This is a genomic window from Thermogemmatispora sp. (assembly GCF_042408735.1).
In the GTDB taxonomy this organism is placed as follows: domain Bacteria; phylum Chloroflexota; class Ktedonobacteria; order Ktedonobacterales; family Ktedonobacteraceae; genus Thermogemmatispora.
The window spans coordinates 1-10,761 of sequence record NZ_JBHOQV010000087.1 but is presented as its reverse complement, the minus strand read 5'-3'; the positions used below and the strand labels follow the sequence as shown (position 1 = coordinate 10,761).

Annotated in this window: 9 protein-coding genes; 8 read left to right on the top strand and 1 reads right to left on the bottom strand. The window is 62.6% G+C overall.

Going from position 1 to position 10,761, the window contains the following annotated elements; genetic code table 11:
• Positions 1-751: MEDS domain-containing protein (locus ACFMO7_RS06835; protein WP_376794773.1), on the top strand; the 751-nt coding region annotated here is incomplete at its 5' end.
• Positions 752-833: 82 nt separating this feature from the next.
• Here ACFMO7_RS06835 and ACFMO7_RS06830 read toward each other — a convergent pair.
• On the bottom strand, positions 834-1,778 hold the full coding sequence (locus ACFMO7_RS06830) for a hypothetical protein (protein WP_376794772.1): 945 nt from the start codon (positions 1,776-1,778) through the stop codon (positions 834-836).
• 499 nt (positions 1,779-2,277) lie between these two features.
• Between ACFMO7_RS06830 and nusA the strand changes: the two genes are divergently transcribed.
• The 7 genes from nusA to ACFMO7_RS06795 all read left to right on the top strand — a co-directional run bounded on the left by nusA (position 2,278) and on the right by ACFMO7_RS06795 (position 10,674).
• Positions 2,278-3,438 (top strand): transcription termination factor NusA, encoded by a 1,161-nt coding sequence (nusA, locus tag ACFMO7_RS06825; protein WP_376794771.1) that lies wholly within the window; start codon positions 2,278-2,280, stop codon positions 3,436-3,438.
• A gap of 361 nt (positions 3,439-3,799) precedes the next feature.
• On the top strand, positions 3,800-4,153 hold the full coding sequence (gene rnpM, locus ACFMO7_RS06820) for an RNase P modulator RnpM (protein WP_376794770.1): 354 nt from the start codon (positions 3,800-3,802) through the stop codon (positions 4,151-4,153).
• 575 nt (positions 4,154-4,728) lie between these two features.
• On the top strand, positions 4,729-7,128 hold the full coding sequence (gene infB / locus ACFMO7_RS06815) for a translation initiation factor IF-2 (protein WP_376794769.1): 2,400 nt from the start codon (positions 4,729-4,731) through the stop codon (positions 7,126-7,128).
• Positions 7,129-7,149: 21 nt separating this feature from the next.
• Positions 7,150-7,602, top strand: coding sequence for a 30S ribosome-binding factor RbfA (rbfA, locus tag ACFMO7_RS06810; protein WP_376794768.1), 453 nt, complete (start codon positions 7,150-7,152; stop codon positions 7,600-7,602).
• Positions 7,599-8,657 carry a bifunctional oligoribonuclease/PAP phosphatase NrnA gene (locus ACFMO7_RS06805; RefSeq protein WP_376794767.1) on the top strand — a complete coding sequence of 353 codons (1,059 nt, stop codon included), beginning with the start codon at positions 7,599-7,601 and terminating at the stop codon, positions 8,655-8,657. The genes rbfA and ACFMO7_RS06805 overlap by 4 nt, the downstream gene beginning before the upstream one ends.
• The gene (gene truB, locus ACFMO7_RS06800) at positions 8,624-9,586 is read left to right on the top strand and encodes a tRNA pseudouridine(55) synthase TruB (protein WP_376794766.1); all 963 of its coding nucleotides are present in this window, start codon (positions 8,624-8,626) and stop codon (positions 9,584-9,586) included. The genes ACFMO7_RS06805 and truB overlap by 34 nt, the downstream gene beginning before the upstream one ends.
• Before the next feature lie 143 nt (positions 9,587-9,729).
• Positions 9,730-10,674, top strand: coding sequence for a bifunctional riboflavin kinase/FAD synthetase (locus ACFMO7_RS06795; RefSeq protein ID WP_376794765.1), 945 nt, complete (start codon positions 9,730-9,732; stop codon positions 10,672-10,674).
• The last annotated feature ends 87 nt before the right edge of the window (positions 10,675-10,761 follow it).

The following is a 10,761-nucleotide window of genomic DNA, read 5'->3' as shown; positions in this document are numbered from 1 at the left end:
ATATGTGCTAATCCCGCTCCGGTGTGATATGCTTAATGGTGGCAAGCTGGTTAAGAATCGGCATTGTGTGGAGATAGGCATGGACCTGAGTGTTGATGGCAAGTCAGAGCGTATTCCATACAGCTCGCACATCTGTCAGCTCTACAGCAAAGTGACAGAGATCGCCGGGGTCACGGCCCGGCTGCTGCGTGCGGGGATCGTTGCATCGGAGAAGTGCCTGTTCGCGGCGGCGCCTGCGCAGGTGCAGGAGTTGCGTGAAGAACTGGAGAAGCTGCAGCTTGACGTAGACGCCTTAATTGCCGGGGGGCAGCTCATCCTCTCCACAGAGCGAGAGCCGTTTCTCTCCAACGGGAAGCGGTTTGATCCTTATTTTTTATTATCCACGCACCAGACCTTTATTACTCAGGCGCTGCGTGACGGCTGGAAGGCGGTGAGGATTTCGATCGACATGACCTGGCTGGCCGGCGAGCTGGCCACGCCCGAGCAACTCTTAAAATACGAGGCTCTCTGTGACGCGGTCTTCACCTTTCAGAACCGGCCCATCATAGCCCTGATGCATTACGATTACGGGAAATTGCTGCCCAGCCTCGTAGTGGAGATGCTCAAGCTTCATCCTATCTCCGTCGTAGGCAAATTCATCCGGCGCAATCCCTACTATTTGAACTCCGAGCAATACATGATCAAGATCCTGCGGATGCATCGGGAGAAGAAGGAGCCTGGTCCGCAAGAGCGTGGGAGTGGGCGCGACTAGCCTGCGCCTGGCCGGGGTCTAGTCAGGCCTGGTCATGCCTAGCCGCAGCGAGCAGGAGCCAAGAGAGCGGGGCGCGCTTTCCTCACGCGGGCAGCCCGTCGCTACTGCGCACCAGATGGACCCCCAACCGCTCCCAGCGAGCCAGCTCCTCCTCAGCCAGGGCATCGAAATCGATCGTTGGGTGCTGGACAGAGCTAGTGCAGTCGCGCAGCACGTAGAGGCGTTGCAGCAGATCGGGCCGTTTGCTAAAGTGCTGAACAAGCTGGCGACCGCTCTCCAGGACGCAGTGAGACTTCGCCTCGCCGGCCAGGAAGACGCGATCGTGCTGCATAATTGTTTCGAGCAAAGAAGTATTGAGCTGGCTGGCGGGATCGGAGGGATCAGGCACCTCGGCGCCGAAGATCCCGTAGAACTCCGTGCGGGGCGTCAGGCCCTTTACAATGTAGTGCGGCTGCGTCTGGCGGGCCGCGCTATGCCAGGCCAGAGCCTCACTGATTGGGGCCACCAGCATATGGCCCAGCGTGCCCTGCATCGTATGATAGGGCCAGATCATCAGCTCCTTGCGGGCCTGTTGGCGCAGAGTCTGCACATACTGGCGCGACCACTCGACCTCCCAGCGAGGAAGCCAGCGTCTCTCCTGGACATCCTCAACGCTGATAGTGGTAAAGGGGGCGGGGTGCTCGCCCGTCTGAGGATTCTGCCACCAGGTCGGATAGAAGATCTGGAAAGGCAAATGCGTATCGAGCGAAGCATAAATGGTCGTGATGCGATCGGCGTAAGAATAGAACCAGGTCAGCAGGCGCGCGACATCCTCCTGGGAACCGGGAACGGAGAGCGTCCCGCTGGGATCAACAAAATCGTGCTGATAGTCAACCAACACCAGCGCGATGCGCTCGCGGTCCGTGCTGGCGGGAGCCAGGCCCGCACGGCGCCCGGCCTCGCTAAACTCCGCGATGCGGGCGGCGTAGGGACCTCTGAAGGCATCCTGTGGATCAAAGCTTGCTGGAGCCAGAGAGCGTTCACTCATCAGTAGCCTCCCTCATCCAGACCAGTGCTGCGGGACAGCAGCGCCCAGCTTGCGGGCGCCGGAGGCGCTAGCTGCATGAGCAGCTTGCTTCTGCCGGCCCGCCTCTCGAAAGGCGACGACACAGCGAGCGCGAGGCACATCCGACCCAGGGAAGAAGAGGATCAGCCTCCCCTTCCTGGCCTGCTTACCTGTCTGGGCCTCGTGGCGGGTTGCGCCCGCCTGCTCGCCCGCCAGAAAGTGTCAAATATACACTAAATAGGTTATTTAGAGTATAGTCTGTTCCGAGAGAAAAATCAAGGGGAGGGGGAACGAATCGCAAGCTCTTCGCCCTGCCTTGCGTTGAAAAAGATGACATGATATAATACCATAGAACATAGAGGAACCTTGAGAAAAGTGGGGACTCCCCACTTTTCTGCTTGCCCGGGACTTTTTCTTTGCACTCGAACAACTTGCAGTAAGTGTCTACTGGGCGACCAGCGAGCGGGAGGGAGAAGGCATCATGAGAAGTGAATTTCAGGCTGCTATTGCGCAGTTGATTGCCGAGAAAGGATTGCCCCGCGAAGTGGTGATGGAGACCGTGGCCAATGCCCTCTTATCAGCCTACCGCAAGAGCTTCGGGGGCGGGGACAACGTGCGCATCGAGGTGGACAAGAACGGCGAGGTCCACGTCTGGACCACCAAGCGAGTGGTTGCCCAGGTCAAAGATCCCAACGAGGAAATCTCGCTGGCGGAGGCCCAGCGCCTCATGCCCAAGGCCGCCCTGGGGCAAACGATCGAGGTGGATTCATCGCATATCTTCGAGCGTATTCCCACCCAGACGGCCAAGCAGGTGATTCTGCAGCGCATTCGCGAGGCCGAGCATGAACATCTTTACGAGCAGCTCAAGGAGTGGGTTGGCGAGATCCGGCTGGGGACGCTCACGCGCCGGGATCCGGCGCGTGGCTGGGTGCTCGACTTCGATCTCGACCGCGTCGACAAGGTCGAGGGGCTAATGCCTTTCAGTGAGGAGGTGCCCAGCGAGCACTATCGGGTTGGCCAGCGTTTGCGCGTCTACATCGTCGATGTGCGCCGAGTTCAGGGGCGGCTCCTGCAGATCGTGGCCTCGCGCTCCCATCGTGACCTGGTGCGGCGGCTCTTCGAGGCCGAGGTTCCCGAGATCTATGAGGGCATGGTCGAGATCAAAGCCATTGCCCGCGAGCCGGGCAGTCGGACCAAGGTGGCGGTGGTTGCTCACCAGGAGGGCCTGGACCCCATTGGTTCCTGTGTCGGGGTGCGGGGTTCGCGCATCAACAATATTGTGCGCGAGCTAAACGACGAGAAGATCGACATTATCCTGTGGAGTCCCGACCCGGCGACCTTTGTGGCGAATGCTCTCAGTCCCGTTAAGCCTCTGCGCGTCGAGCTGCGCGAGGCCGACCGTACTGCCCAGGTGGTGGTGGCCGAGAAGCAGCTCTCGCTCGCCATTGGAAAGGATGGCCAGAATGCGCGGCTGGCTGCCAAGCTGACCGGCTGGCGCGTCGATGTGGTCAAGCCTGCCGAGGGCGAGGTCTACGAGGAACCGGCAGAGGAAGCCATCTCCTCAGCCAGCGCCCGCCGTGAGCGTGGGCGCCATGACGGCGGCAGGCGTTCCGCCTCGTCGCGCGGCGGGAAATATCGCTAGTGGGCGGCCGGGAGGCCCGCCGCTCGGAGCTTCGGCTTGCCCGCCTGCCGCCCGCTCTGTCGACCTGTTTGTTCGCCTCTCGTTGCTGGCTGGTTCGTTCGTCTGCTGAACCAGGTCTCTCATTGGCCCGCCTCTCTTCCGGGGCCCGGGCAGCCCGCCGGTCAGCCGGTCTGCCAGCCAGCGCCACGAGTAGACCGTTGGCATCTCTTGGCCTTCTTCCCTCCTCTCTCCGGCGGGTGGCGCGACTCTTGTCTTTTACTGGACGGAGCGCCGGGGCGCCTGGGCGGCCAGCGATGGGCCGGTTCGTGCAGACTGGCCCTGGCGAGAAGCGTATCGAGAAGAAAGGGCAGGAGTACCTCATATGGCCAAATCCGCTAAGGGAGGGCGCCAGAAGCACGTTCCGCTGCGTACCTGTATTGCCTGCCGTGAAACCAGGCCAAAGCGGGAGTTGTTGCGCATTGTGCGCACGCCCGAGGGGCGTATTCTGCTTGACCCAACCAGCAAGAAATCCGGGCGAGGGGCCTATCTCTGTGCTCGCTACTCCTGCTGGCAGAAGGCCCTCAAGGTCAGGAAGGCTGGGGAGCGCTGCCTGTTAGAGCACGAGTTTGAGCAGCCGCTCTCCGCCGAGGATCGGGCGGCCCTGGAAGAGTACCTGGCCACCTTGCCGCGTGAGGAGCAGCCTCCCAGCGGCCTGGCCAGGCCGCTGGCCACCTAGGTCTGGCCAGGCGCGCGTCCGTCTTTTCTTCAGGGAGGGTCATCCATCGCCCGCACCCTCCTGCTCTTCCCGGCCGGCCTGTCCCTGTATCCGCAGAGGGAGATGGCCCCGCCGGGGAGAAAATTGGCTACAGGCTCAACCGTAGCGGGTTGCAAGGGCCCAGCGAGTAGGCTATACTGAAGAAAAGTTCGCGGCTTCCTGAATCCTTCGTTACCTTATCCAGAAGAGGGAAGCGGGGAGCGAGTGAGCGCTTTCCTTGTAGTCATCGTTGTATGTGTCACACAATCTTGACTCTTCTTTACAGAGACACAGCCCCTCGTCTACAGGGCAGACGTGGTGCGCCAATGTTTGCGGAGCAAGGGCTATGCTAGGATAACCATAGCAGCGACTACGCCAGAGTGCGCAGACTGAGACAAACATGCCTGGCCTGCATTAGCGAGGGCTGTCTCCTCCCTTCACCTGAATGGCGCCTGCCTTTGTCGGAAGGGAAGGTGACAGTCCTTTGTTGTGGCTGTGAAGAGAGGTCTCCACCGCCAATTGTGGCGCATCATTCGCGATAGAAGGGAGTCTTCTTCATGAGAAATACATCCGAGTCAACCACGAATACTAACGAGCAGGCGAAGGCAGCGACGACGCGCAGCCGGCCCGGCACTCGCCCGAAGACTGAGAACGCCACACAGGGCGGTCAGGAACGTTCGACCAAGCCAGGCGCTCAAGGTTCCCAGCGCCGCAGCGCGCCGCCGGCGGGTGCCTCCCCGGCGCGCAGTCAGCCGCAGCATCAGCAACATCAGCAACATCAGCAGCATCAGCATGCTGGAGGCGCTGGCCAGCAATCGCCGCAGAGTGGGGCGGGGGCGGGATCCGGGCAGGCCCCGCGTCCATCTGCGGGGAATGGCCAGCGCGGTCCGCGGCCTGGAGGGGGACCTCAAGGCCAGCGGCCCACGCCGTCGCCAGGAGGAGGGCCGGCCCGAGGAACGGCGGGCGGGGCACCGTTCACTGGTGGGACGGCTGGAGGGGGGACTAGCGCCCGAGGGGGAGGTCATGCCGGTCCGGCTCCCGCTGGGCATGCGGGTGGCCCTGGCGGCGGCCATGCCCCGGCCTCGCCCTCGCGGCCCGCGACGCGCCCGCGTCCTGCTGGGGGGCGGCCTGCCTCATCGGCTCAGCGCGGCCACGAGCGGCATTCCAGCCTCGTCAAAGAGAAGCCCCCGACCGGTCCGGTGGCCATTCCGCCCCAGATCGTCGTCCGGGACCTGGCCGAGCTGCTGCATACGACGCCGACCGATACGATCCGTCATCTGATCAAGCATCACATCTTCGCCAGCATTAACCAGGTGGTCGACTACGAGCAGGCCGCCCTGGTGGCGCGCGACCTGGGCTTTGAGCCGACACCGCAGGTCATCTCGCCGACCAGTACCAGTCTGCAGCGGGGAGCCTTGCCGACCAGCGCCGTCCTGGAGGCGGCGCGCGAGGACAAGAACACCGTGCCCATTCCCCCGGTCGTTACCATCATGGGCCACGTCGACCACGGTAAAACGACCCTCCTCGACATGATCCGCAAGACCCGGGTTGCCGCCGAGGAGGCTGGCGGTATTACTCAGCACATTGGGGCCTATCAGGTGGAGGTCAAGGGGAAGAAGATCACCTTTCTGGATACGCCCGGCCATGAGGCCTTCACCGCCATGCGCGCGCGGGGGGCGCAGGTCACCCACATTGCTGTGATCGTGGTGGCCGCCGATGACGGCGTAATGCCCCAGACGCGCGAGGCCATTGATCACGCTCGCGCCGCCAACGTCCCGATTATCATCGCCATTAATAAGATCGACAAGCCGACGGCCAACCCTGATCTGGTCAAGCAGCAGCTTGCCGAGATCGGGGTTATCGTCGAGGACTACGGCGGAGACACGGTCTGCGTGCCCATTTCGGCGCGCACGGGCGCCGGCATCGATGACCTGCTGGAAATGATTCTCCTCGTGGCTGAAATGCAGGATCTGCGGGCCAATCCGAACCGTCCGGCGGTAGGCGTTGTCATCGAGGCCAAGCTGGAGAAGAGTACCGGTCCGATGGCCACCATTCTCGTCCAGGAGGGAACCCTCAAGATGGGCGACCACATCGTGGTCGGGCCGCTGGCCGGCAAGGTGCGTGCGATGTTCAACGACCGCGGCAAGCGCATCCAAAAAGCGCCGCCCAGTACGCCGGTCAGCATTCTGGGTCTGCCCGAGGTCCCTCAGCCCGGCGACCGTCTCGAGGTGGTGCCCGACGAGCGCACAGCCAAGCAGCGCGCGGCGGAGATCGCCGAGCAGCGCCGCGCCGAGAGCAGCCTGCCGGGTCACGTCAGCCTTGACACGCTCTACATGCAGATGCAGGAGGGGAAGACCAAAGAGCTGAATATCGTCCTCAAGTGCGATGTCCAGGGGACGGTCGAGGCTATCAAGAACGCCTTGCTCAAGCTGGGCGAGGAGAAAATCAAGCTTCGCCTGATCCACGAGGGCGTTGGCAACATCTCCGAGACCGACGTCCACCTCGCTGCCGCGTCCGGCGCCATCATTATCGGCTTCAATGTCAAGGCCGATAACGCCGCCCTGCGCCAGGCTCAGAAAGAGGGCGTTGAAATCCGCTACTATGATGTCATCTATCAGCTCGTCGAGGACATCGAGGCCGCCCTGAAAGGGCTGCTGGAACCGACCTATCACGAGGTGATCGAGGGCCATGCCGAGGTGCTGCAGCTCTTCCGCAGCGGCAAGAACGTCGTCATCGCCGGCTGCCGGGTCACGGATGGCAAGGTCACCCGCGCTTCACAGGTGCGAGTGTTGCGTAACGGGGCGAAGGTGCACGAGAGTCGTGTGGCCTCCTTGCGACGTGGTAAAGATGATGTGCGTGAAGTGGCCGCCGGCTATGAGTGTGGTATGATCATTGAAGGCTTCAACAGTGTGCAGGTCGGCGATATCATTGAAGCCTTCAGGCAGGAAAAGGATTGAGGCCCAGGAAGGGGAAAGATCATGCCAAACCTGTATCGCCAGGAAAAGCTGGGTGAGCTGATTGCTGAGGAACTCAGCGACCTGCTGCGCACGCGCATGAAAGATCCGCGCATTGGCTTTGTCAGCATCACGCGGGTAGAGGTTAGCGCGGATCTGGCCCATGCCAAGGTCTATGTCAGTGTGCTGGGCAGCGACGAGGAGCGCCGCAATACGATGGCCGCCCTCAAGCGCGCCACCGGCTTTCTCCGTCACGAGCTGGCGGGCCGGCTGGTACTGCGGCACGTCCCCGAGCTGGTCTTCAAGCTCGATCTCTCGCTGGAGAAGGGAGCGCAGGTCATGGAGCTGATTAAGCAGATCGAGCAGGAACACGCTCAACAGCAACAGGAGCAGCAAAACTCTCAAACTGAAGCTCAGGTCCATCCAGGGGCCGAGGAAGAGCAAAAGCGAATCTCTGGTTCGACGGAGGTTGAATGAGCGCATCTGCGACGGCTCTGGCGGCTCAGCTGCCCAAGGACCAGGTGGAGGCTGCCCTGGCTTTGCTGCGTCCGGCCCGGCGCGTGGCCCTCTTGGCCCACGAGCATCCCGATGGAGATTGTCTCGGCTCCGCTCTGGGCCTGGCGCATATCCTCTGGGCTCTGGGCAAGGTGGCGGTTCCCTGTTGCCCAGACCCGCCCCCGCGCCTTTTCTCATTTCTTCCCGCCCAGGAGCGCTTTCAGCAGGACCTGGGGGCTGAGGACTTCGATCTGGTCATCGCTCTCGATGCCGGTGAGCTACCGCGCTTCGGCGCCCTTTACGCCCGTCATCGCTCCTATCTGGAGCAAGTGCCGCTTCTCAATATCGATCACCATCTCAGCAGCGCCGGCTGCGGACAGGTGGCGATCATTGATCCAACGGCTGCCGCCACGGCAGAGCTGCTGGTGCTCTTTCAGCAGCAGGCTCAGCTACCGCTGCCACCGGAAGCGGCTCTCTGCTTACTGACGGGCCTGATGACCGATACCAACTCGTTCCAGTTTCCCAGCACAACCCCGCGGACGCTGGAGGTGGCCGCGCTGCTCATGCGGGCTGGGGCCTCGCCTGATCCGATCGCCCAGGCGGTTTTCCGCACCCGTCCTCTGGCTCAGGAGCGCCTGCGGGCCAGGGTTCTGCTGCAGGCGCAGACGGCCTGCAATGGGCGGCTGATCTGGTCCTGGGCCAGCGATGCCACCCTGGCGGAGACGGGGGCCTTGCCGGAGATGGACGATAATCTGGCTGGTCTGCTCCGAGATATTGAGGGGGTGGAGATTGCCGCCTTCTTCAAAAACTACGGGACGCCAGGCTCGACGCGCCTGAGCCTGCGCTGCGCCGCTCCCTATAACGCGGCGGAGATCTGTCAGCGCCTGGGACGTGGCGGGGGCCATGCCCGTGCCGCGGGAGCCATGCTCGACCTGCCCCTGGAGCAGGCCATCCCCTTTGTCGTGGCCAGGCTTGAAGCTGAGCTACAGCGGGAAGAGGAGCGATGGACGGCATCCTCAACATCAACAAGCCCGTAGGTCTCACCTCCCACGACGTCGTCGCACGTGTGCGGCGTCTTCTGCAACAAAAGCGCGTTGGTCATGCAGGGACGCTTGACCCACTGGCCAGCGGCGTCTTGCCGGTCTGTCTCGGTCTGGCCACGCGCGTCGCCGATTACCTGAGCGAGAGCGGTAAGGCCTATCAGGCTGAGGTGATGCTGGGAGTGGAGACCGACACCTATGATCGCGAGGGGCACATTGTCAGCACGCAGCCCGTTCCCGATCTCTCGCGCGAGCAGATCGAGAGTGTGCTGCGCAGCTTCATCGGGCCACAGCTGCAGGTGCCCCCGGCCTACTCGGCGGTCAAGCTTCAGGGGGAGCCGGCCTATCGTCGCGCGCGTGCTGGTGAGAGCCTCAAGCTCGAGGCCCGCCCGGTCGTGATTGAGCGCCTGGCCCTTCTTGACTGGCAAAAGCCGCGGCTGCGGCTGGAGATCGAGTGCAGCAAGGGAACCTACATCCGGTCTCTGGCCCACGACCTTGGCCAGCGCCTCGGCTGCGGGGCCCACCTGAGCGCCCTGCTGCGCACGCGCAGCGGCCCGTTAAAGCTGCAGGAGAGCGTTACGCTGGAAGAGCTGGCCGAAGCGCTGGCCAGGGGAGATCTTGAGCGCTATCTCTGGCCGCTAGACATCGCGCTTCAGCACTATCCGGCGCTCGTGCTGGATAGGCAAACCCTGCAGCGTGTGCTGCATGGGAACAGTTTCCGCGCCCCAGAGCCAGGACCACGCTCGGCGAGTCCCGCTCTGGCGAGCGGCGCGGGCGAGGCCGGCCCACAGCGAGGAGAGAGGGAAGGGGCACCGCTGGCGCGCGTCTGCGATGAGCAGGGGCGAACCTGGGCCTTAGCCATCTGGGTGCCAGAGAAGCGTCTCTGGCAGCCGACGCGGGTCTTTAGGCCCGAAGGAAGCTCCTGAGCGGGACGGCGACGGCGGGCAATTCCCCCAGGCTGGTTAAGAAAGCGCGTCATTGTTGCCTGACCACTAGAGCTGTGATACTATTAAAACGCCCGCTGCGGGTGCGACACTGAGCAGAACGTAAAGGGCCACCACTACTCATTATGGATTATCAAACCACCGTAACTGCGCAGGAACCAATCGCTATTACCATCGGAAACTTCGATGGCATTCATCGAGGGCATCAGCGCCTGCTCCACGAGCTGAGAGCCTTGGCGGCGAGCCTGGGGTGCAGGCCGGTGCTATTGACATTTGAACCGCATACGCTGGCGGTGGTGCGGCCTCACGTACCGCTGCAGTGCCTGAACTCGCTGGAGGAGAAACTGGCGCTGGCGCGGCGCTATGGAGGGATAGAGGACTCGATCGTGATCCGCTTTACGCCGCAGGTGGCGGCCATGCCGGCGCGTCAGTTTCTCGATGAGCTGCGCGCCACCTTTGATGTAAGAGGGCTGGTGGTGGGAGAAAACTTCAGCCTGGGGCACAATCGCGAGGGCAATATCGCCTTCCTGCAGCGCTATGGCGCAGAGCATGGGCTGGTGGTCCGTGCGCTCCCGCTGGAGGAGATTCGCGGGGTGCGCGTGAGCAGTACAGAGATTCGCGCTCTGGTCGGCGGAGGCCGGATAGCCGAGGCCGCCGAGCTACTCGGGCATCCGCTGCTCTTGAGCGGCCTCGTTGTTCACGGCGACCATCGTGGCAGGCTGTTGGGTTTCCCAACGGCCAATATTGTACCCGAGCCGTATCGGCTGCTGCCAGCCAATGGCATCTATGCGGCGCGGGTGCGGGTGGCGGTGGAGGAGGCAGCCATGAGTGACGTGTTTTCGTCTCCTCACGTCTATAAGAGTGCGGTAAACGTCGGGATTCGTCCCAATTTTCCGAGCGAGCGCCCATTGGTGGAGGCCTATCTGTTGGATGTCGAGCTTGATCTCTACGGCAAGCGCATCCTTGTGGAATTCATTGCCCGATTACGCGACGAGCAGCGTTTTGACAGTATAGAGGCCTTGAAGGCGCAGATGGCCGCCGATGTGGAGCAGGTTCGGCAGATTCTATAAAGGGAGCGTGAGCCAGGGTGAAAACGCGCCAGAATCCACTCTCACGGTTTGAAGCCTTTATGCAGCGGCTGATCGAGGGGCCGTTTG

What these genes read in the sequence shown, in the direction of transcription:
- ACFMO7_RS06830 (WP_376794772.1), bottom strand. Translation starts at nt 1,778, where the DNA reads ATGAGTGAACGCTCTCTGGCTCCAGCAAGCTTTGATCCACAGGATGCC.
- nusA (WP_376794771.1), top strand. Translation starts at nt 2,278, where the DNA reads ATGAGAAGTGAATTTCAGGCTGCTATTGCGCAGTTGATTGCCGAGAAA.
- rnpM (WP_376794770.1), top strand. Translation starts at nt 3,800, where the DNA reads ATGGCCAAATCCGCTAAGGGAGGGCGCCAGAAGCACGTTCCGCTGCGT.
- infB (WP_376794769.1), top strand. Translation starts at nt 4,729, where the DNA reads ATGAGAAATACATCCGAGTCAACCACGAATACTAACGAGCAGGCGAAG.
- rbfA (WP_376794768.1), top strand. Translation starts at nt 7,150, where the DNA reads ATGCCAAACCTGTATCGCCAGGAAAAGCTGGGTGAGCTGATTGCTGAG.
- ACFMO7_RS06805 (WP_376794767.1), top strand. Translation starts at nt 7,599, where the DNA reads ATGAGCGCATCTGCGACGGCTCTGGCGGCTCAGCTGCCCAAGGACCAG.
- truB (WP_376794766.1), top strand. Translation starts at nt 8,624, where the DNA reads ATGGACGGCATCCTCAACATCAACAAGCCCGTAGGTCTCACCTCCCAC.
- ACFMO7_RS06795 (WP_376794765.1), top strand. Translation starts at nt 9,730, where the DNA reads ATGGATTATCAAACCACCGTAACTGCGCAGGAACCAATCGCTATTACC.